The organism is Nocardia puris (genome assembly GCF_003315035.1).
Classification (GTDB): domain Bacteria; phylum Actinomycetota; class Actinomycetes; order Mycobacteriales; family Mycobacteriaceae; genus Nocardia; species Nocardia puris.
In genome coordinates this window covers 152,565-174,184 of the sequence record NZ_QNRE01000003.1, presented here as the reverse complement: position 1 = coordinate 174,184, position 21,620 = coordinate 152,565, and the positions used below count along the sequence as shown (strand labels likewise).

Annotated in this window: 19 protein-coding genes; 8 read left to right on the top strand and 11 right to left on the bottom strand. The window is 69.9% G+C overall.

The window, feature by feature from the left end; translation table 11 throughout:
* Window positions 1–67: 67 nt before the first annotated feature.
* From DFR74_RS10925 to hpf, 6 genes are all read left to right on the top strand, one after another.
* Entirely contained in the window at window positions 68–715 is a 648-nt protein-coding gene (locus tag DFR74_RS10925) for a dTMP kinase (protein WP_067514012.1), read from the top strand.
* A 164-nt stretch (window positions 716–879) separates the two neighbouring features.
* The gene (gene mtrA / locus DFR74_RS10920; RefSeq protein WP_067514013.1) at window positions 880–1,557 is read left to right on the top strand and encodes an MtrAB system response regulator MtrA; all 678 of its coding nucleotides are present in this window, start codon (window positions 880–882) and stop codon (window positions 1,555–1,557) included.
* A 107-nt stretch (window positions 1,558–1,664) separates the two neighbouring features.
* Window positions 1,665–3,416: an MtrAB system histidine kinase MtrB gene (gene mtrB / locus DFR74_RS10915; protein WP_084538178.1), complete on the top strand. Its 1,752-nt coding sequence runs from the start codon at window positions 1,665–1,667 to the stop codon at window positions 3,414–3,416.
* A complete protein-coding gene (gene lpqB / locus DFR74_RS10910) occupies window positions 3,413–5,221 on the top strand; it encodes an MtrAB system accessory lipoprotein LpqB (protein WP_084538175.1) in 1,809 nt (602 codons plus the stop codon). Before mtrB ends, lpqB begins: the two co-directional genes overlap by 4 nt.
* A gap of 39 nt (window positions 5,222–5,260) precedes the next feature.
* Window positions 5,261–5,908 (top strand): ComF family protein, encoded by a 648-nt coding sequence (locus DFR74_RS10905; protein WP_067514015.1) that lies wholly within the window; start codon window positions 5,261–5,263, stop codon window positions 5,906–5,908.
* A 318-nt stretch (window positions 5,909–6,226) separates the two neighbouring features.
* Entirely contained in the window at window positions 6,227–6,901 is a 675-nt protein-coding gene (gene hpf / locus DFR74_RS10900) for a ribosome hibernation-promoting factor, HPF/YfiA family (RefSeq protein ID WP_067514016.1), read from the top strand.
* On the opposite strand, the gene DFR74_RS10895 is transcribed toward hpf, so the two are convergent.
* From DFR74_RS10895 to DFR74_RS10875, 5 genes are all read right to left on the bottom strand, one after another.
* Window positions 6,888–7,283: a DUF6545 domain-containing protein gene (locus DFR74_RS10895; RefSeq protein WP_067514017.1), complete on the bottom strand. Its 396-nt coding sequence runs from the start codon at window positions 7,281–7,283 to the stop codon at window positions 6,888–6,890. The genes hpf and DFR74_RS10895 overlap by 14 nt on opposite strands.
* Window positions 7,284–7,311: 28 nt before the next feature.
* Complete coding sequence (locus DFR74_RS10890; protein WP_067514018.1) at window positions 7,312–7,620, bottom strand: hypothetical protein; 309 nt, start codon at window positions 7,618–7,620, stop codon at window positions 7,312–7,314.
* Between the two features lie 387 nt (window positions 7,621–8,007).
* Window positions 8,008–8,532 (bottom strand): ImmA/IrrE family metallo-endopeptidase, encoded by a 525-nt coding sequence (locus tag DFR74_RS10885; protein WP_067514019.1) that lies wholly within the window; start codon window positions 8,530–8,532, stop codon window positions 8,008–8,010.
* A 99-nt stretch (window positions 8,533–8,631) separates the two neighbouring features.
* On the bottom strand, window positions 8,632–9,048 hold the full coding sequence (locus DFR74_RS10880; RefSeq protein WP_067514020.1) for a hypothetical protein: 417 nt from the start codon (window positions 9,046–9,048) through the stop codon (window positions 8,632–8,634).
* 7 nt (window positions 9,049–9,055) lie between these two features.
* Window positions 9,056–9,745, bottom strand: coding sequence for a helix-turn-helix domain-containing protein (locus DFR74_RS10875; protein ID WP_067514021.1), 690 nt, complete (start codon window positions 9,743–9,745; stop codon window positions 9,056–9,058).
* Window positions 9,746–10,119: 374 nt separating this feature from the next.
* On the opposite strand from DFR74_RS10875, the gene DFR74_RS10870 reads away from it, so the two are divergent.
* On the top strand, window positions 10,120–11,412 hold the full coding sequence (locus DFR74_RS10870; RefSeq protein ID WP_067514022.1) for an acetyl-CoA C-acyltransferase: 1,293 nt from the start codon (window positions 10,120–10,122) through the stop codon (window positions 11,410–11,412).
* A gap of 25 nt (window positions 11,413–11,437) precedes the next feature.
* Here the strand turns inward: DFR74_RS10870 and bluB are convergent, their stop codons facing one another.
* The 6 genes from bluB to DFR74_RS10840 all read right to left on the bottom strand — a co-directional run bounded on the left by bluB (window position 11,438) and on the right by DFR74_RS10840 (window position 18,338).
* Window positions 11,438–12,082: a 5,6-dimethylbenzimidazole synthase gene (bluB, locus tag DFR74_RS10865; protein ID WP_067514032.1), complete on the bottom strand. Its 645-nt coding sequence runs from the start codon at window positions 12,080–12,082 to the stop codon at window positions 11,438–11,440.
* Window positions 12,083–12,245: 163 nt separating this feature from the next.
* Window positions 12,246–13,532, bottom strand: a complete 1,287-nt coding sequence (locus DFR74_RS10860; RefSeq protein WP_067514023.1) for a fatty acid desaturase family protein — start codon at window positions 13,530–13,532, stop codon at window positions 12,246–12,248.
* 99 nt (window positions 13,533–13,631) lie between these two features.
* Window positions 13,632–15,053, bottom strand: a complete 1,422-nt coding sequence (locus tag DFR74_RS10855; protein ID WP_067514024.1) for a fatty acid desaturase family protein — start codon at window positions 15,051–15,053, stop codon at window positions 13,632–13,634.
* An 84-nt stretch (window positions 15,054–15,137) separates the two neighbouring features.
* Entirely contained in the window at window positions 15,138–16,274 is a 1,137-nt protein-coding gene (locus DFR74_RS10850) for a ferredoxin reductase (RefSeq protein ID WP_067514025.1), read from the bottom strand.
* Window positions 16,275–16,378: 104 nt separating this feature from the next.
* Window positions 16,379–16,945, bottom strand: coding sequence for a DUF6912 family protein (locus DFR74_RS10845; protein ID WP_407675217.1), 567 nt, complete (start codon window positions 16,943–16,945; stop codon window positions 16,379–16,381).
* Window positions 16,932–18,338 carry a WS/DGAT/MGAT family O-acyltransferase gene (locus DFR74_RS10840; RefSeq protein WP_067514026.1) on the bottom strand — a complete coding sequence of 469 codons (1,407 nt, stop codon included), beginning with the start codon at window positions 18,336–18,338 and terminating at the stop codon, window positions 16,932–16,934. The genes DFR74_RS10845 and DFR74_RS10840 overlap by 14 nt, the downstream gene beginning before the upstream one ends.
* Before the next feature lie 378 nt (window positions 18,339–18,716).
* Between DFR74_RS10840 and secA the strand changes: the two genes are divergently transcribed.
* Complete coding sequence (gene secA, locus DFR74_RS10835; RefSeq protein WP_113975062.1) at window positions 18,717–21,560, top strand: preprotein translocase subunit SecA; 2,844 nt, start codon at window positions 18,717–18,719, stop codon at window positions 21,558–21,560.
* Window positions 21,561–21,620 lie beyond the last annotated feature (60 nt).

Here is a 21,620-nt window from a genome sequence, read left to right as displayed (position 1 = left end):
CGGCGCATCCGGTCGCCGTCGTGACCTCGGCCCGGAGCCTCGCGCGGGCGGGGGTACTGTGCGTGCCATGGGAGTGCTGATCGCGGTGGAAGGGCTGGACGGCGCGGGTAAGCGCACGCTGACCGATGCCGTCGTGGCGGCGCTGGCCGCGCGCGGACTCTCGGTCGCGACACTGGCCTTCCCGCGCTACGGACGTTCCGCGCACGCCGATCTCGCCGCCGAGGCGTTGCGCGGCGCGCACGGCGATCTGGCCGACTCGGTGTACGCGATGGCGCTGCTGTTCGCGCTGGACCGCGCCGACGCCCGCACCGAACTGGCGAAACTGTTGGCGGACAACGACATCGTGATCCTGGATCGCTACGTCGCCTCCAACGCCGCCTACAACGCGGCCCGCCTGCACCAGTCCGCCGACGGCGAGATGACCCGCTGGACAGCGGATTTGGAGTTCGGTCGGTTCGGCATGCCCGAACCCGACGCGCAAGTGCTGCTGGACGTGCCGACCGAACTCGCGGCCGAACGCGCGCGCCGCCGAGGCGAACTCGACAGCACGCGCGCGCTCGACGCCTACGAACGCGACGCCGACCTACAGCAGCGCACGCTGGAGGTCTACCGCGAACTCGTCGAGACCGGATGGCACGGCCGGTGGTGGGTGCACGCCCCAGGCGACGACCCTGAGGTGCTGGCCGCGCGGATCGCCGAAATCCGCGCGAGATGAGCGGGTCGCGCGGGTGCGGCCTGACGGTGACCGTTCCGGTCGCGTCCATTAGTGTGGAGCGGCGAAACAATTCGTCCGGCTACGCGGTGTGAACGGCCGGTTGTTACGCATCGGTGTTGGCGTGGCGGCCCGATCCTGGCCTGGGAGATGACAACATAGTAATTATGAAGCCGAAGATTCTGGTCGTCGACGACGATATGGCACTCGCTGAGATGCTCACGATCGTCCTGCGCGGGGAAGGGTTCGACCCGCACGTGGTCGGCGACGGCACACAGGCCCTGGCGGCGGTTCGCGAGATCCGCCCCGATCTGGTGTTGCTGGACCTGATGCTGCCCGGCATGAACGGCATCGACGTGTGCCGCGTGCTGCGGGCCGATTCCGGTGTCCCGATCGTCATGCTCACGGCCAAGACCGACACGGTCGACGTGGTGCTCGGTCTGGAGTCCGGCGCGGACGACTACATCGTGAAGCCGTTCAAGCCGAAGGAGCTGGTGGCCAGGGTGCGGGCGCGCCTGCGCCGCACCGAGGAGGAGCCGGCGGAGCTGCTGTCGATCGCCGACATCGTGATCGACGTGCCCGCGCACAAGGTGAGCCGGGCCGGTCAGCAGATCTCGCTGACGCCGCTCGAGTTCGACCTGCTGGTGGCGCTGGCGCGCAAACCGCGCCAGGTGTTCACCCGCGAGGTGCTGCTGGAACAGGTCTGGGGTTACCGCCACGCGGCCGACACCCGCCTGGTGAACGTGCACGTGCAGCGCCTGCGCGCCAAGGTCGAGAAGGACCCGGAGAATCCTGAGATCGTGCTGACCGTCCGCGGGGTCGGGTACAAGGCCGGACCGCCGTGACCGATGGCGACGCGGATCGCCCCGCCGGTGACGCGTCGGGTCCGGGGGACCCGGTTCGGCCGCCGGCCGGGGTGATCGCACGCCTGGAAACCTGGCTCGCGCCCGCGATCGCATGGTTCAAGGACGCGGGCACCGCCCTCGGGCACTTGTGGCGGCGTTCGCTGCAGCTGCGCGTCATCGTGTCCACGCTGACGCTCTCGCTCATCGTCATCACCATCCTCGGGGTGGTGCTGACCAGTCAGATCACCGACCGCCTGCTGGACGCGAAGATCAACGCGGCCGTCGAGGAAATGGAACGCGCCCGCAACACGGTCGAGAGCCAGCTCTCGGGCGTGCACGACATCGGCGCGCAGCGCCAGCGCCTCGACGAGACGCGCAACAGCCTGTCCAATCGCGGCGGCACCGGCCAATCCGCGGGCGCCGCGGGCAGTTTCGATTCGGCGCTGAGCGTCATCGGCGGCACCCCGCCGCAGCAGGTCGCCTCCGGCCCGATCCAGGAGGTGCCCGAGGAGCTGCGCCGTTTCGTGCAGCGCAACCAGGTCAGCTACCAGTTCGCCACGGTCGACGACCCGGACGGCTACCACGGCAGTGCGCTCATCATCGGCAGCCCCAGCGCCGAGGTGCCGACCCTGGAGATCTACCTGATCTTCCCGCTGGCCAACGAGGAACGCAGCCTGGCCCTGATGCGCGGCACCATGATGATCGGCGGCCTGGTGCTGCTGGTCCTGCTCGCCGCGATCACCGCGCTGGTCACCCGCCAGGTGGTGCTGCCGATCCGCTCGGCGGCGCGCATCGCGAGCCGCTTCGCCGACGGCCGCCTGAAAGAGCGCATGCTGGTGCGCGGCGAGGACGATATGGCGCGGCTGGCGCAGGCGTTCAACGAGATGGCCGAGAGCCTGTCCAACCAGATCACCCAGCTCGAGGAATTCGGCAACCTGCAGCGCCGATTCACCTCCGATGTGAGCCACGAACTGCGCACCCCGCTGACCACCGTGCGCATGGCCGCCGACCTGATCCACGGCAGCAGCGAGGATCTGGACGTGACGCTGGCGCGCAGCGCCGAACTGCTGGTCACCGAACTGGACCGGTTCGAGGGCCTGCTCAACGACCTGCTCGAGATCAGCCGTCACGACGCCGGCGTGGCCGAGTTGCAGATCGAGTCGCTCGACGTGCGGATGTGCGCGCGGGCGGCCATCTCCACGGTGCGCCACCTGGCCAAGGACGCCGGCGTGGAGATCGTCATCGACCTGCCGGAGGACCCGGTGGTGGCCGAGGTCGACCCGCGGCGCGTGGAGCGCGTGTTGCGCAACCTGCTGGCCAACGCCATCGACCACAGCGAGGGCAAACCGGTGCTCATCCGCATGCGGGGCGACGCCGAGGTCAACGCCGTCGCGATGGTCGTGCGCGACCAGGGCGTCGGTCTGCGGCCCGGCGAGGAGAAGCTGGTCTTCAACCGGTTCTGGCGCTCGGACCCGTCGCGGATGCGCCGCTCCGGCGGCACCGGCCTGGGCCTGTCGATCAGCGTGGAGGACGCGAACCTGCACGAGGGCAGGCTGGAGGCGTGGGGCGAGGTCGGCGTCGGCGCGGCGTTCCGGCTCACCCTGCCGATGGTGCGCGGCCGCAAGATGGGCGTGAGCCCGCTGCCGCTGGAACCGGCCGGGCGCAAGCCCACGCGCACGGCGGACCTCGCCGACGGCGACGTGCCGACGGTGCCGTTCCAGCGCGCCGAATCGCCCGCCGAGCCCGCCGCGCGCGGCGACGGCACGACACCCCCGGCCACGCCGGTGAACGGTGCGGCCGAGGCCGCCGACACGGCCGCGGGCTCGGTGCTCACCGAACGCGGAGACGTACAGTCATGACGATGCCCGGTGCCAGAACCCCCCGCCGGTTCGCGGTGTGCGCGACCTTGCTCGCGGCGCTGCTGGTGCTCGGCGGCTGCGCGAGCCTGCCCGACTCCTCCTCGCCGCAGGCGCTGGGCACGCTCAACCGCGAGCCCACCACCGAGGGCCCGCCGCCGCCCCTGCCCGGCCGCGACCCCGACCTGCTGCTGCGGGACTTCCTGCAGGCCACCGCCGACCCCACCAACCGGCACCTGGCGGCGCGTCAGTACATGACGCCCGCGGCCTCGGCCCAGTGGGACGACTCGGCGGGCACCCTCATCGTGGACAAGCCCGACACCCTGCGCGAGTCGCGCTCCGGCGACCAGGCCACCTACGTGATCCGCGCGCAGCGGGTGGCCGAACTGGCGCCCGACGGGTCCTACCGGGCCGTGGAGGGCACGGTCGAGAACAAGATCGAGATGACCAGGGTCGACGGCGAGTGGCGCATCGACGAGCTGCCCGACGGCGTGGTCATGGACAAGACCGCGTTCGCCAAGTCCTACCGGCGCAACGTGCTCTACTTCGCCGACCCGTCGGGCGCCTCCGTGGTGCCCGATCTGCGCTGGATCTCGGTGCCCAAGAACCAGCTCACCCAGCGGCTGCTGACGCTGCTCACCGAGGGCAGCCAGCCCGCGCTGGCGGCCGTGGTGCGCAACGAACTCGCCGCCCCCGTCACGCTGCGCGGTCCGATCACCAAGGCCAACGGCGATCCCGACGAGGTCGGTGTGGGCTTGGGCGGGGTGCGCATCGATTTCGCGGGCGCCTCCGAACTCGCCCCGCGCGATCGAGAACTGCTCGCCGCGCAGGTGGTGCTCACGCTGGCCGCCGCCGACATCCTCGGCCCGTACATGCTCCTGGCCGACGGCAAACCCCTCGACGACCGGTTCGCCGCCAACGGCTGGTCGGTGGCCGACGTCGAGCACTTCGGCCCGACGGCGGTGGCGCAGAACCGGATCGGCCTGCACGCGCTGCGCGACGGGGCGCTGGTGCAGGTCACCGACAGCGGGGTGGTGAACGCGCCCGGCTACTTCGGCGGGGTGAACAACTTGCGTTCGATCGCGCTCAGCCCCGACGGCCAGCTGGTGGCGGCCGTGGCCGAGGCGGGCCGCCCGGCCCCGGAACCGCCACGCACGCTGATGATCGGCACCTACGGCGGCGGCGCGTTCCCCGTCGCGGAGGGCGACACCATCAGCAGACCGTCGTGGACGGCCGACGGCGGCGCCGCCTGGGCGGTGATCAACGGCGACCGGGTGATCCGCGCCGTCAACGACCGCGGCACCGGCAACGTGTCGGTGCGGGATGTGGACACCTCCGCGCTCTTCGGTTCGCCTTCGGCGCCCGCGCTGCGCGGGCCCATCACCGAGTTGCGGGTCTCCGCCACGGGCGTGCGCGCCGCGATCATCGCCGACGGCAAGGTGTTCGTCGCGGTGGTCGAGCCGCGCCCCGACGGCCGCTACGTGCTCACCTCGCCGCTGCCGATCGCCGTGCTCAGCACCAGCGCGGTGTCGCTGAACTGGCTCGGCGGCGACCGGATCATCGTGGCCAGGGAGGGCAATGTGGACCCGGTGGTGACCGTCGCCATCGACGGGTCCGAGCAGGTGTCGACGACCTCGCAGAACCTCACCCCGCCGGTGCGCGTGGTGGCGGCCTCGCCCACCACCCAGTACGTCGCCGATTCGCGCGGCGTGCTCGGGCTGACCAGCAACGAGACCAGCGAGTTGCGCTACTGGACCGAGATCCCCGGCCTCTCCGGCTCCGACACCGCTCCGGTGCTGCCCGGCTGAGCCCGGCCGGATGTCGGTGCGGCGGGGCAGAATCCGCCCATGGAATCGACCCTCGCCGACCTGGTGCTCCCGCTGGCCTGCGCGGGCTGTGGCGCGCCCGGGGTGCGCTGGTGCCTGGACTGCGCCGCCGTGCTCGCCCGCAGGCCGGTGCGGCTGCGTCCGCGGTCCGATCCGGGGGTGCCGTGCTGGGCGATCGCCCCGTATCGCGGAGCGGCCCGGCGGGCGGTGCTGGCGGCCAAGGAATCCGGGCGCCGCGATGTCGCGAATCCGGTCGGCTTCGCGTACGCGCTCGCGCTGGCCCGGTTGCGTGCGCCAGCACGTCCGCTGCTGGTAGTGCCCGCGCCGACCCGTCGCGCGGCGGCCCGCAGGCGCGGCGGTGATCCGGTGCTGCGCGCCGCGCGGGTGGCGGCGGGTTGGCTGGACGATTGCCGGGTGGCGCCGATCCTGCGTGCCGGGCGGGGTGTGCGGGATTCGGTCGGCCTCACCCCTCGTGAGCGCGTGCACAACCTGAGCGGGCGGGTATCGGTGTGCCACCGCCGCGTACCGGACGCGGAGGTGACGGAAAACGCCGAGGTGATCGTGGTCGACGACGTCCTCACCACCGGCGCGACCGCCCGCGAATCGGTGCGTGCGCTGGCCCGTTCCGGGCTGGCGACACGTGCCGTTCTGGTGACGTGCGCTGCTTGACTCCGGGAAATTTGCGTGAACACTGGCGGACTGCCGCGCGGCGTACTAGCGTCGCGAACACACACCCGAACCGAGAGTTTGGAGGTGGCGCCTCGGACATCTACGTGTCGTGCGATTCCCCGGTGTGAGCTCGCTCGAAGGCGTCAGCCTGGCTGACCTCTCTCGGTCCGCGCTCCCATTCGTCAGGATTCTCGTTCGGCACGGTTCAATCCCGCCGCACGGGTATTCGGTTCGTGCGGCCAGATCCGGGAGGTACGCGTGACGACTACTTCACGACCTTCAGCGAAAGCCGCTGATCCCTCGACGCTCGCCGGCGTCGTGGACGCGACAGACCCATCCGAAGCGGACCGGCCACCGGCCACCCGAGCCGACATCGTGGTCAAGGGCCGCAATGTGGAGGTCCCCGATCATTTCCGAATCTATGTCGCGGAGAAACTCTCCCGTCTCGAACGCTTCGACCCGTCGATATTCCTGTTCGACGTCGAGCTGTTCCACGAACGCAACCGTCGTCAGCGTAAGAGTTGCCAGCGTGTGGAGATCACGGCGCGCGGCAAGGGCCCGGTGGTCCGGGCCGAGGCCTGCGCGGACAGCTTCTATGCCGCGTTCGAGTCGGTGACCGCGAAGCTGGAGAGCCGGCTGCGGCGCACCAAGGACCGCCGCCGCGTGCACTACGGCGAAAAGACCCCGCTCTCGGTGGCCGAGGCCACCGCCGATCTCATCGACGACTCGCTGTTCACGCTGACCAACGGGTCGGCCGCGCACGAGCACCCCGGTGAGCACGCGAAGAAGGACGAGATCGAGTACGAGGCCGGTCCCGGCCACATCGTGCGCACCAAGGTCCACTCCGCCACGCCGATGTCCGTCGACGACGCCCTGTACCAGATGGAGCTCGTCGGCCACGATTTCTTCTTGTTCCAGGACAAGGAGACCGACCGACCGTCGGTCGTCTACCGTCGCCACGCCTTCGACTACGGCCTGATCAGGCTCGCGTAGCGAAGCGTCCGGACCACCCGGCCGGTGCCGTTCGCGGCGCCGGCCGGGCGCCTGTCTCCACCGGCGACACCTTCGCCAACGCCAGCAGGTGCCGCAGTTCGGCGTCGATATCGGCGCACTCCGGTCCGAGCGGTGCCGAGCCCGGGTTGGTGCGCACCGGGCCGGTGCCCGCCCGCTCGGTGCGAATGGCGTCGGCGATGCGCGTGGCGTACCGGCGTGGCGGATCGTCACCGGTGTCCGGAAGGTCTTCGGGCACATAGCGATTCAGGTGCAGCAGGGCGTCGCGGATCTCGACCGTCATCCGGATCAGGCGGACGTCGGCGTCGCCCCGGTGCGGCGCGGCATCCGAATCGAGCACGATTGCCGGCACGGCGCCCGTCACGTCCCGCCACAGCAGTCGGCGGCAGCGCCTAGCGCGAGCGATCCAGTCCGGCGCGGGTCGCGAGGACATCGGCCAGCGGCACGGCGGCGACCGTGATCACCACGAAATTGGGCACCGCCCAGCGCAGCAGTTCCGGACCGTCCACGGTGCGGCGGCCGATCAGCAGCGCCGCCGAGAACGGCAACCCGGCCGCGCCCGCGGTGAGCGCGGCCAACAGGGTGCCGTAGACGAGGCGTTCGCGCCGGGTCGCGTCGGCGCGCCGGGCCTCGCGCCACAGCGCCCGCCACATCAGCCGCCCGCAGGCCACCGCGGGCAGGCACAGCGCCGGCGCCGACACGGCCGACTCCCAGTCCCAGCAACCTGCCCTCGCCCCGCGACTCGGTGCCCACCAGCAGGATCGTCACCGCGCCCGTCACGCCGACCAGGTCGTAACGTCGCTGCCGGGCGCGCGCCGTCGCCGGATCGGCGCCCGCCCACAGCGCCGCCGCGCCGTACGCGCTCATCACGCCCCTCACCATGCAGCCCATCGACACCTGATGCATGAGGCTGCCGAACTGCGGGGCCAGGCCGCGTTCGAGCAGCAGCGGCCCCGCGCCCGCCCACGCCAGCGCGCGATTGAGCAGGCGATCGGTCGCGGTGCGGCGCAAGAGGATCCAGCGGCCGATCGTCACCAGGGCGACGAACGCGATCAGCGGCGCGGCGACCGGGCCTGGGATCGGCGAACTCACCTGCGGCGGTCGCGGAAGAACGTCCGGTGCAGCAGCGAATCGCGGTGCGGCGGGCGCATGGCCTGCAACATCACCATGTCGGCGAAGGTCTCCGCGTCGCGTTCCCGGGTGGTGCCGTAGTCGGTGCGGCCGAGCACGTGCGCGATGGACTCCGGGGAGATGGAGGGCAGCAGCTCGGCGACCGCCGCGACGGTCCGCGCGGTCGGCCCGTCCGGGGTCTCCTCGGTGTCGGGGCCGTGACCGAGCAGCATGTGCCCGAGTTCGTGGGCGATGATGTGCTCGGCGTGCCACTCGGTGGTGTCGGCGCCGTAGACGATGACGTCGGCGTCGCGCTTGGCGATCCACAGGCCGCTGCCGGTGCCGCAGCCCGCCCCGGCCAGCACCGCGGTGTCCACGGGATGCAGGCTGATCGGGCGGCCGCGGAATTCCGCGACGGCGTCGAGGTAGGTGTCCAGGCGCCACGGGTGCGGTATCGGCACGTCCCGGGACAGCTCCCGGAAGCGGGTATCCATACCGGCCATGCGATGCGTTCTCCTACAGCAGTTCCGCGGTCCCGCCCCGTGGCTGACGATGGTAACCGGAGTCGGTGCCGTTGCCGAGTCGGCGCCGCGAATCCACGATCAGCGGTTGATTTCGCCCGCGGTGTCGTCGACCTCCCGCACGACCGCCGCCAGCACGGACCGGTCGATCGCGGAGCCGCGCAGCGCGATGCTGGCGACGTTCGCGTCGCGCATGGTGGCCAGCAGTTCGAGTTCGCGATCGATGCCCGCGGCGGCCGGGCCCGCGGTGGTGAGGTAGCACGGCGCCACCCCGAAGCACGACGCGACGGCGGCCAGCACCTCGGTGTCGGCGCCGTCCTGATCGACGCGGCCGTCGCGCAGTTGTTCCAGGTAGTCCGGGGTGACCGCCCGGTTCAACGCTTCGGCGACCTGTTCGGCCACCGATTCGGTGCTGCGTTCGGGCGCCGAGCGGGGATGCATCACCGCGAACAAGCGGTTGATCTTGTGACTCAGGGTCAGGTTCACGGTGTCGGGCATGGGTACCTCAGTGCTTGCCGTTCGTGGTCGGCGTTCCGCCCGCAGCCAGCCAGCGGGCGCGGAATCGGGCTTCGGCCGCGGCGGTCAGGTCCGCCGGGCGGCCCGCCAGCCAGCGCCGGTAGCGGCGCTCTTCCAGTTCTTCGGGATCGTCGGTGTCGGCGGGGGTCTCCAGCAGATGCGCGAAGGCCATCTCCACCAGCGGGTGCAGCTGCCGCCCCGGCCCGCCGTTGCGTTCCAGCATCACCGTGGCGTAGCGCGCCGACAGCCGCGACACCACGCGGTTGAGATCCGCGACGGCCTCGGTGATCGCGGGTTCGGTGGTGCGGCCGTGTTCGACCGCGTCGCTGAGCCTGCCGGTCGCGGCGAGCAGGCCGGTGAGGTCGGCGATGTCGAACCGGATCGAGGTCGGCCCGGCGACGACCGATTCGTCGGGGGCGGCGGCGCTCTCGTGCGCGGTGGGCGCGCCGCCCGCGTACGTGCGCGCCGCACTGCCCGGCAGCCAGCGCAGCGGGGCGTCCAGCTTGTTCAGCGTGTGGGTGCTGATCGCGGCGTCGCCGTCCTCGATCTTGCGGATGGTCGGAGCCGACGGCCCACCCAGGTCGCCGATCTGCAGCTGCGTGAGGCCGAGTTCGTCCCGGCGGTCCTTGATGATCCGGCCGAAGCGCTTCTGCCGCGACAGCTCCGAAGGGCTTCTCATAGTGCCGTTCATGCTAAGCGGCCGATGGTACAAATGACAACTTCATAGAAAAGATTTGAAAAGTCTATGGAAAGAACGCTACTGTTCTTTCGCGCCGGACGTAGGGTGCGGTCCGTGCGTGGCTGAGCGCCGGACCTGCCGTCCGGGGCGAGCAGGGGCGTTCGACGGACGGGCTCCCGCGCGGTGACGGCGCGGGCGGGCTCAGCGGCACGGAGGGGATCGCTGAGCCCTTCCGGCTCGTCGGCGTATCCAACGAGGGGTCTGCCGGCCTTCCCGCCCGGTGGGGTGCGGGAAGGATTGGTGGAGGTATCACTGGCCCTTGAACTTACTTCCAAGTAAGTTTGTGGGGTACATCTCCCTCGAAAGGACTCCGCATGGCCTCCGACGCTGCTCGCCGTGCCGTAATCGTCTCCGGTGCCCGCACGCCGTTCGTGCGCGCGTTCACCGACTTCACCAGGATGGATTCCATCGCACTTGCCGACGCGGCCGTGCGCGGTCTGCTCGACCGCACCGGGCTGCCGGGTGACCAGGTGCAGGCCATCGTGTGGGGCGGGGTGATCCTGCCGAGCGCCGCGCCGAACATCGCGCGCGAGATCGCACTGGACCTGAAGCTCGACCCCGGGTGCGAGGGCCACACCGTCACCAGGGCGTGCGCGTCCGGACTGCAAGCCGTCTCCTCGGCGGTCGCCGCCATCGAGCGAGGCGAGTACGACATCATGATCGCCGGCGGCAGCGACTCCACCAGCAACGCCGAGGTGAAGCTGCCCCAGAAGCTGGTGCACGCGGGCGCGCCGCTGGCGCTGGGCAAGCCGAAGGTCAAGGACTACCTCTCGGCCGCCGCGCAGCTCGCGCCGTTCACCGATCTGCTGCCGAGCCGGCCCAAGATCGCCGAACGCACCACCGGCGAGGTGATGGGGGAGTCGGCGGAGAAGATGGCGCGCATCCACGGCGTCACCCGCGCCGAACAGGACGAGTTCGCGGCCCGCTCGCACGCCCGCGCCGCCGCCGCGATCGCCTCCGGCCGTTTCGACAGCGAGGTGCTGAGCGTCCGCACGCCCGACGGCGTGGAGATCAGCCGCGACGGACTCGTGCGCGGCGACACCGGCGTCGAGAAGCTGGCGAAGCTGAAGCCGGTGTTCGCGGAGAACGGCACCGTCACCGCGGGCAACGCCAGCCCGCTCACCGACGGCGCCTCGGCGGTGCTGCTCATGAGCGAGGCGAAGGCCCGCGAGCTGGGCTTCACCCCGCTGGCCGCGTTCCGCTCGTGGAGCTACGTGAGCGTGGACCCGACCGACCAGGTGCTCATCGGCCCCGCCATCTCCATGCCGCGCGCGCTGGACAAGGCCGGGATGTCGCTGGTCGACGTGGATTTCGTGGATATCCACGAGGCGTTCGCCGCCCAGACCCTGTCCGTGGTGAAGGCGCTGGCCAGCGACGAGTGGGCCAAGACCCGCCTGGACCGCGACACCGCCGTCGGCGAGATCGACGTCGACCGCCTCAACGTCCACGGCGGCTCGGTCTCCCTGGGCCACCCCTTCGGCGCCACCGGCGCCCGCATGGTCACCACCATGGCCAATGAGCTCGCCCTCTCGGGAAAGAACGCGGCCCTTCTGGGCATCTGCGCGGCCGGCGGCATCGGCGCCTCGGCGGTGCTGGAACGCGTGTGAGCGGTGGTCCTTCGGCCGCAGCGGATCAGTCTGCGGTGCCGAAGGTTTCGTGGTGGACCGCCGCCGAGAGCGGGCGGCGGGAGCGCCAGCCGAACCGTTCCAGATCGGGGACGGTCTGGAACTCGCGGACCGGCCCGACGCACAACCACGCGATGGGCCGGATACCCGTGGGCAGGCCGACCAGGTCGCTGAGGAAGGCCGGGTCGTAGAACGACACCCACCCGACGCCGACGCCCTCCGCGGTGGCGGCCAGCCACAGGTTCTGGATCGCGAGAACCGTGGAGTAGACGCCGGTTTCGGGGACGGTCGCGCGGCCGAGCACCTGCGGGCCGCCGCGGCTGTCGTCGTGGGTGACGACGATGCCCGTCCCGCTCTCCACGATGCCCTCGATCTTGATCGGCTCGAAGACGGCCGCGCGCTCGGGCGGCAACCCGTCGCGGAAGGCGATCCGGTGCTCGGCGACGTGCGCGGCGAACGCGGCCAGCCGGTCCGGATCGCGCACCACCACGAAATCCCACGGCTGCGAATTGCCCACGCTGGGCGCGCGATGCGCGGCATCGAGGATGCGCCACAGGGTGGACTCGTCCACGGTCTCGCCTGTGAACTCCGCGCGCACGTCACGGCGCAGGTGAATGGCCTCGTAGACGCCCGCGCGGGCCGGCGCGTCCAAGGCGGTGCCGCGAACTCGATCGGCGTCGTCCGTTCGCGGCGAACCTTCCGTGCCGTTCTCGCCGCCACCCGCGTGGCGCACCCTCTGGCGCGACGGCGAGTCCGGTTCGAACGAAATCAGGTGGCCGGTCGGATCATCCACCTGGCGAAGCGTAGTGGGTCGTTCAGCCCACCTTCGACAGCACCGGCACACGGCGGGTGAGGCGTTTGCGGCCCTCCGCCACGGCGCGTTTGCGCCCCTGCTCCAGAGCCGTGCGCAGGCCGCGGCGCTTGCCGGTCAGCGGGTCGACGGTGGGGACCGCGTTGCCGCCCCAGCGGCGCTCCGAGGAGGTCTCGGGGGCGTCGTCGGCGGTGTGGCGCAGGTACTTGTTCGGCAGCGAGAGCTTGAGGATGGTGCGCCACGACTTGAAGTACTGCACCGGCAGCGAGCCGGAGGTGTAGGGCAGGTCGTACTTGTCGCACAGTTCGCGCACCCGCACCGCGATATCGGCGTACCGGTTGCTGGGCAGATCGGGGAACAGGTGGTGCTCGATCTGGTGGCTCAGGTTGCCGGTCATGAAGTGCATGATCGGGCCGCCGTCGATATTGGCGCTGCCCAGCATCTGGCGCAGGTACCACTCGGCCTGGGTCTCGGTCTCCACGTCGTGCTTGGTGAACTTCTCCGCGCCGTCGGGGAAGTGGCCGCAGAAGATCACCGCGTTGGTCCACACGTTGCGCACCATGTTGGCGGCCAGGTTCGCCGTCAGCGTGGTCAGGAACGCCGGGCCGGTCAGGGCCGGGAAGATCACGTAGTCCTTGAGGGTCTGCTTGCCGATCTTGGTCAGCACCTCGCGCCGCTTGCGCTCGAACTCCGCCCGCTCCGGCGTGCCCGGCTTGTACTTGCCCGCGGCCAGCTTGCCCAGCTCCAGGTGCTGGATGGCCACGCCGTACTCGAAGAACAGCTGCAGCAGCAGGTTGTAGACCGGGTTGCCCAGGTAGAAGGGCCGCCAGCGCTGGTCACGGGTGACGCGCAGCAGGCCGTAGCCGATGTCGTCGTCCATGCCGAGCACATTGGTGTACTTGTGGTGCAGGTAGTTGTGGGTGTGCTTCCAGTGCTTGGCCGGGCCGGTGTTGTCCCATTCCCATGAGGTGGAGTGGATCTCCGGATCGTTCATCCAGTCCCACTGCCCGTGCATGACGTTGTGCCCGATCTCCATGTTCTCGATGATCTTGGCGGTGCCGAGCAGGGCGACGCCGGCCAGCCACGCGGGCGGCAGGAAGCTGGCGAACAGCACGGTGCGCCCGCTGATCTCGAGGGCGCGCTGTAGCCGGATCACGTTGCGGATGTAGCGCGCGTCTTTTTCCCCGCGCGAGGCTTCGATTTCCCGCCGGATCGCGTCGAATTCCGCGCCGAGCGCTTCCACGTCGGCAGCGGTGAGATGCGCGTATTCCTTGACATCCGAGATCGCCATGGCGGTTACAGTACCGTAAGTTACGACACCGTAGGTTGCCGGGATCGTGCCGATACTGTGGCAAATACCGCATTGCCACAGCAACGTACGAGTGCTATATCACGCGAAGCGTGCCCGCGCACGGAAAACGCGGTCCCGCAGCGACTTACGGCGCGGTTCGGCCTTCTCCCGCAGCGAGCGCTTGGCCTCGCGCAGCACCTGCTTCTCGTGGCGGGCCTTCTCCTTCAGCGAGGCCTTCGCCTCCCGCAGCACCTGCTTCTCGTGGGCCGCCTTCTCCTCCAGCGCCACCTTCGCCTCGTGCAGCGCCGAGCGCAGCCCGCGCCGCTGCCCGGTTTCGGGGTCGGTGATCAGCCGGTTGTGCTCGGTCCACCCCGCGGCGGGCAGCGTGATCCCGGCGAACTTGCGCTCCGAGGAGGTCTCCGGAGCGTCGTCGGCGGTGCGCATGAGGAAGCGGTCCGGCAGCGCGAGCTTGTGAATGGTGCGGAACGCCAGCAGATACTGCTTGCCCAGCGAGCCGGTGGTGTAGGGCAGGTCGTACTTGTCGCACAGTTCGCGCACCCGCGCGGCGATCTCCGGGTAGCGGTTGCTCGGCAGATCGGGGAACAGGTGGTGCTCGATCTGGTAGCAGAGGTTGCCGCTCATGAACGCCATCGCCGGGCCCGCCTTGAAGTTGGCGCTGCCGAGCATCTGGCGCAGGTACCACTCGGCCTGCGTCTCGCCGTCGAGCTGTTCGATGGTGAACTTCTCCGCGCCGTCGGGGAAGTGCCCGCAGAAGATCACCGCGTAGGCCCACAGGTTGCGCACCAGATTCGCCGTCGCGTTGGCTTTCAGTGTGGACTTCCACGCCGGGCCGGTGAGCAGCGGGTACAGCACGAAGTCCTTGCCCACCTGCCGCGCGATCTTACGGGCGAACAGCTTGTTGGGTTCGGAGGCCAGCTGGTAGCGGGGCGTGCCGGACAGCTCTTTGTCGATGGTCCAGTCGTGCAGGGCGATGCCCCACTCGAAGGTGGCGGCCAGCAGCAGATTAGCGAACGGCTGCACCAGGTGGACGGGGCGCCATTCCTCGTCGCGGGTCATCCGCAGGATGCCGAAACCGAGGTCCTCGTCCTTGCCCAGCACGTTGGTGTAGGTGTGGTGGGAGTAGTTGTGGGCGCGGCGCCACTGCGCCGACGGCCCGGTCATATCCCACTCCCACGAGGTGGAGTGGATCTCCGGATCGTTCATCCAGTCCCACTGGCCGTGGCTCACGTTGTGGCCCAGCTCCATGTTCTCGATGATCTTGGCGACCGAGAGCATGGCCGTGCCCGCGACCCAAGCCCAGCGGTTGCGGCTGCCGAACAGCACAGCGCGCGCCGCGACCTCGAGGCCGCGCTGGGCGGCGATGGTGCGGCGGATGTACTTGGCGTCGCGTTCACCACGGCTCAACTCCACAGAGCGCCGGATGCTGTCGAGCTCCTGCCCGAGCGCTTCGATGTCGGAGTCGGTGAGGTGCGAGAACGCCTGAATGTCGGTGATGGCCACCGGGGTCCCTTCGTCGTTCGGCGGTCTGCATCGAGGGTACCCGGGCAAGCGCCGCCGAAGGCGAGCCAGGCTGTCGGGGGTGTTTCAGACGTCCAGTGTGCAGTCGCCCGCGGCCGCGGAGATGCACGTCTGAACCTTGTCGCCCTCGCGACGCTCCTCGCCGTTGCGCAGATCGCGCGCGTGCCCGGAACTGATTGTCACCACACAGGTCTGGCAGATACCCATCCGGCAGCCGAACGGCATCTGCACCCCCACCGACTCACCCGCTTCCAGCAGGCTGGTCGCGCCGTCGGCCTCGATGCTGCGTCCGGTCTTGCCGAACGTCACGGTGCCGCCCTCCCCGACGGCGGAGCGCTCGATCTCGAAACGCTCGATGTGCAGCCGGTTCTCGATGCCCGCCGCACGCCAGTGCTGTTCGATCTCGTCCAGCATGCCCGCCGGACCGCACGCCCAGGTGTCGCGTTCCTTCCAGTCCGGGAAGCGCGTATCGAGGTCGGCCAGCGCGAATTTGCCCTGCTCGGAGGTGAGATGCAGGTGCGATTCGAAGCCGGGGTGGCGGCGGTGCAGTTCCTTCAGCTCCGCGCCGAACATCACGTCGTCGGCGGTGCGCGCCGAATGCAGGTGCACCACGTCGGTGACGGTGTCGCGGCGATCCATCGCCCGCAGCATCGACATGACGGGCGTCACGCCGCTGCCCGCGGTGAGGAACAACACCTTGGGCGGCGGCGGGTAGGGCAGCACGAATCCGCCCTGCGGGGTCTGCAGCCGCACGACGGTCCCCGGCTTGACGCCGTTGACCAGGTGGCTGGACAGGAAACCCTCCGGCATCGCCTTGACCGCGATGGAGATCAGGCGCCCGGAACCGCGGCTGGGATCGTTCCAGTCCGGCGGGCAGGTCAGCGAATACGAGCGCCAGTGCCAGCGGCCTTCGACCAGGATGCCGATGCCGATGTACTGGCCGGGCTGATAGCGGAAGTCGAAACCCCAGCCCGGCTTGATCACCAGGGTCGCCGAATCGGCGGTCTCCTTGCGGACGTCCACGATGCGCCCGCGCAGTTCGCGTGCCGACCACAGCGGGTTGGCCAGGTGCAGGTAGTCGTCGGGCAACAGCGGCGTGGTGACCCGGGCGACGGCGCCGCGCAGCACGTTGAGCCGCCCACCTCGCTCGGCCACGCTCGCCGCGGGTGCCTCGAGCCACTCGCGGACATTCTTCAGGACCATTCGCTGCCGTTCGTCTTTCCGTCGGGACGGCCACCGTCGGCGACCGGTCATAGGGCAAGGTTACGGCATCGTAGGTTAGCGATTCCGGTGAGCCCGCGCACGTACTAGAGCAGATCCAGCAGGAAGGGGAGTTCCTGGGCGGCGTACCAGGCCAATTGGTGGTCCTCGGCGTCGCCGAGCACGAACTCGGCATCGGGATCGCCCAGGTCGGCGGCATCGACGACGTCCACCGCCTTGGCGACGGCGGGCTCGGCCTCGGCCAGGTCGACGTGCACCGAGGCGATCCGGTCGTAGGTGATCGGGCCCGAGAGCTTCACCACCGCGTCGTCCAGATCGGGGCGCGGCTTCACGCCCGACACGTCGGCCGCGATCACCGCGCGGCGGTAGACCGGGCGGCCCGAGGACGACGGCTCGTCGTCGGCGGGGTCGGTCTCGGCGTCCTCGCGCTCACCGGCCAGCAGCCGCAGCGAGGCGCGCGCCGCCTCCGCCATCGCGACCTCGGCCAGTTCCTCGTCGTCGCCCGACGCGTACGCCTCCCGCAGCGTGGGCGTGAGCGCGAACGCGGTGCCGCCGAGCGGGAACAGCTCCCGGTCGGCGACCAGTCTCCGCAGCATCGACACGGTCGCGGGCACGTAGACCCGCGTGGTCTCGTTCCGGTCAGGCGCAGGCACCGAGCATCTCCTCCATGGATTCGTGCACCGCGGCGGCCAGCACCCCGATGTCGGCCATCGCGTCGCGGTCGGCGTTGAGCCCGTAGAACACCTGTCCGTCATAGGACGTGATCCCGATACTGGAGGCCTGGTTGCGCAGCAACGGCGACACCGGATACATCTCCAGCATCCGCGCGCCGCCGATGTACATCGGCGTCTGCGGACCCGGCGCGTTGGTGATCACCAAGTTGAACGTGTGCTCTGCGAACGTACTCGCCGCCCGCACACTCATCGCGTGCAGGCTGGCGGGCGCGAAACCCGCCATATGGACGAGCGTGCGCGCCCGCACCCCGCGCCGGTGCCGCGCGCCCGCCTCGTTGGCGTGCGCGATGTGCGACAGGCGCATCACCGGATTCGGTTCGCCCACCGGCAGATCGAGCAGGAACGAGGACACCTCGCTGTCGGGTTCGAGCCGTTCGGAGCCCTGCCCGTCGACGTACACCGACATCGGCACCACCGCGCGCAGCGTGGTCGACTCGGTCAGCGCCTCGCCGCGCGAGAGCAGCCAGTTGCGCAGCGCGCCCGTCACCACGGCGAGGATCGCGTCGTTGATCGAGCAGTCGAAGCGCTTGCGGATGGTGCGGTAGTCCTCGAGGTCGGTGCGCACCACGTCGAACCGGCGGTGCCGCGAGGTGCGGATGTTCAGCGGGCTGTCCGGCGCGCCGATCGCGGCGGTGCGCACGGCCGAGATCACCGACTCCACCGCCTTGCCCGCGGCGTTGATCATGGCGAACGCGTCGGCGCTCACGTCGCGGGCCACCTCCAGCGCCTCGCGCGGTTGCCCCGCCAGGTGGGTGAGCGCGCCGACCAGCAGCTCCACGTCGTTGGGTTCGCGGGGCGCGATCCAGGAGTCGTCGGCGAAATCGCGCGGCGAGGCGGTGTTGTCCAGGATCACGTGCCCGATCTCCAGCGCGCTGGATCCGTCGACCAGCGCGGAGTGGGTCTTGGTGAAGATCGCGCTGCGACCCCCGCTGAGCCCCTCGATCAGGTACATCTCCCACAGCGGCCTGCTCTGGTCGAGCGGGCGCGAGGCGAGGCGGGCCACCAGATCGTGCAACTGGTCGTCGGTGCCCGGTTTGGGCAGCGCCGAGCGGCGGATGTGATAGGTGATGTCGAAGCGGCTGTCCTCCACCCACACCGGCCGCCCCAGCGCGAACGGGATCTCGCGCACCTTGCGGCGGTAGCGGGGGACCAGCGACAGCCTGCTCTCGACCAGGTCGACCAGCCGGTCGTAGTCGAGCGCGGGCTCGTCGTCGCCGTTGCGGACGATCGCGAGGGAGCCGATGTGGATCGGATTGCTGCTCGATTCGAGCCGGTAGAACGACGCGTCCTGCGGCGTCAATCGCGTGATCACGCTGCCCGATGCTCCTTCCGATGCCGCTGTGTCCTGCGACCCATTGTCGTGCCCGACAACGGTTCCGAAGGGGATCTGTGGCATTTCCAGCGAAATCGGCGCACATCTTCACCCGCGTCGGTTCGCGTGGCAGTGTTGACCGATTCGACCACAGGCGGTGGGGATTGCCCAGTCGAAGTACTGCGCGGTGCGGGTACGGTGAGGTGGTACGCCTCCGGCGAGGTCGCGCCACGACCTGTGACGACGCTGGTCACCGGCGCTCGGTGCGGTCGCGGCATTACCATGGGGGCGTGCTGGGAGATTCCGCCTGCCCGGCGGGCGGCCGGGGCGGACCACCACACCACGAATGACACACCGACCAGAGGACTGACGAGACCCGTGCCTGCGCTGACTTTGACGAGGTTGCTACGGATTGGTGAGGGTCGCACGGTCAAGCGGCTGTCCCATCTCGCCGACGAGGTCCTCGCGCTCGCCCCGGACTACGAGGATCTCACCGACGCCGAGCTGCGCGGCAAGACCGACGAGTTCCGCCAGCGCTACGCCGACGGCGAGACCCTCGACGACCTGCTGCTCGAGGCGTTCGCGGTGGCGCGCGAGGCCTCCTGGCGCGTGCTCAACCAGAAGCACTACAAGGTGCAGGTGATGGGTGGCGCGGCGCTGCACCTGGGCAATATCGCCGAGATGAAGACCGGTGAGGGCAAGACCCTGACCTCGGTGCTGCCCGCCTACCTCAACGCGCTCAGCGGCGACGGCGTGCACATCGTCACCACCAACGACTACCTGGCCAAGCGCGACTCCGAGTGGATGGGCCGCGTGCACCGCTTCCTCGGGCTCGAGGTGGGCGTGGTGCTCGGCGGGATGAGCCCGGCCCAGCGCCGCACGTCCTACCACGCCGACATCACCTACGGCACCAATAACGAGTTCGGCTTCGACTACCTGCGCGACAACATGACCCACTCGCTGGACGATCTGGTCCAGCGCAAGCACAACTTCGCCGTGGTCGACGAGGTCGACTCCATCCTCATCGACGAGGCCCGCACCCCGCTGATCATCTCGGGCCCGGCCGACGCGTCCTCGAAGTGGTACGCCGAGTTCGCGCGCATCGCGCCGCTGCTGAAGAAGGACCTGCACTACGAGGTCGACATCAAGAAGCGCACCATCGGCGTGCACGAGGCGGGCGTGGAGTTCGTCGAGGACCAGCTCGGCATCGACAACCTGTACGAGGCCGCGAACTCGCCGCTGGTGAGCTACCTGAACAACGCCATCAAGGCCAAGGAGCTCTACCAGCGCGACAAGGACTACATCGTCCGTGACGGCGAGGTCATCATCGTCGACGAGTTCACCGGCCGCATCCTGGTGGGCCGCCGCTACAACGAGGGCATGCACCAGGCCATCGAGGCCAAGGAAGGCGTCGAGATCCAGCCGGAGAACCAGACGCTGGCCACCATCACGCTGCAGAACTACTTCCGCCTCTACGACAAGCTGTCCGGTATGACCGGTACCGCCGAGACCGAGGCGGCCGAGCTGCACCAGATCTACGGCCTGGGCGTGGTGCCGATCCCCACCAACAAGCCGATGATCCGCGCCGACCAGTCGGACCTGATCTACAAAACCGAAGAGGCCAAGTTCGCCGCCGTGGTAGACGACGTCACCGAGCGGCACCAGAAGGGCCAGCCCGTGCTGATCGGCACCACCAGTGTCGAGCGCTCGGAATACCTGTCCAAGCAGTTCACCAAGCGCGGCATCCCGCACAATGTGCTCAACGCCAAGTTCCACGAGCAGGAAGCCCAGATCATCGCCGAGGCCGGCCGGCCCGGCGCGGTCACGGTGGCCACCAACATGGCCGGTCGAGGCACCGACATCGTGCTCGGCGGCAACCCCGACATCATCGCCGACCTGGAGCTGCGCAAGCGCGGCCTGAACCCGATCGACACCCCCGACGAGTACGAGGCCGCCTGGCTGCCCACCCTGGAGAAGGTCAAGGAGCAGACCGAGGCCGACGCCGACGACGTGCGCGCCGCGGGCGGCCTGTACGTGCTGGGCACCGAGCGCCACGAATCGCGGCGTATCGACAACCAGCTGCGCGGTCGTTCCGGCCGTCAGGGCGACCCGGGTGAGTCGCGGTTCTACCTGTCGCTGGGCGACGAGCTGATGCGGCGCTTCAACGGCGCCGCGCTCGAGGCGATCATGACGCGCCTGAACCTGCCCGACGACGTGCCGATCGAGGCGAAGATGGTGTCCAAGGCCATCAAGAGCGCCCAGACGCAGGTCGAGCAGCAGAACTTCGAGATCCGCAAGAACGTCCTCAAGTACGACGAGGTCATGAACCAGCAGCGCACCGTGATCTACGGCGAGCGCAACCGGATCCTGCGCGGCGAGGACATGGAGGGCCAGGTCCAGAACATGATCACCGACGTGGTCACCGCCTACGTGGAGGGCGCCACGGCGGAGGGCTATGTCGAGGACTGGGACCTGGAGAAGCTGTGGACCGCGTTGAAGACGCTGTACCCCGTGAGCGTCGACCACAAGCAGCTGACCGGTGAGACCGAGGTCGGCGAGGCGGGCGACCTGACCCGCGAGGAACTCCTCGAGACCCTGCTCGACGACGCGCACGACGCGTACGCCAAGCGCGAGCAGGATATCGACGGGCTCGCGGGCGAGGGGTCGATGCGCAACCTGGAGCGCCAGGTGCTGCTGTCGGTGCTGGACCGCAAGTGGCGCGAGCACCTCTACGAGATGGACTACCTCAAGGAGGGCATCGGCCTGCGCGCCATGGCGCAGCGCGACCCGCTGGTCGAATACCAGCGCGAGGGCTTCGACATGTTCACCGCCATGCTGGACGGATTGAAGGAGGAGTCGGTCGGCTTCCTGTTCAACCTCCAGGTGGAGGTGCAGCAGCCGCAGCCCGCCGGCGTCTCGGTCGACCCGGGCCTGCGTTCCCCGGTCGGCGCCGCAGCGCCCGCCCCGGTCCCCGCCGCCCCGGCCCCCTCGGGCAGCGCCGCCCCGGCGGCCTTGCGCGCCAAGGGGATCGACGAGTCCAATAACACCCGCGGCTTCAGCTACTCCGGTCCCGACGAGGGCGGCCACGCGGCCGTCCACAGCGACGCCGAGGAGTACGGCGACGGCGACGGCGGCGCCCCCGCCACCCGCCGCGAGCGCCGCGAAGCCGCCCGCGCCCAGGCCAAGGGCAAGCGCGCGCCGAAGAGCCGCCGCAAGCACTGAGCCCCGTGGCGGGTCCCCGCCGCGACCGAGCCCAGCACGAAGGCGCCCAACCGGAAACAG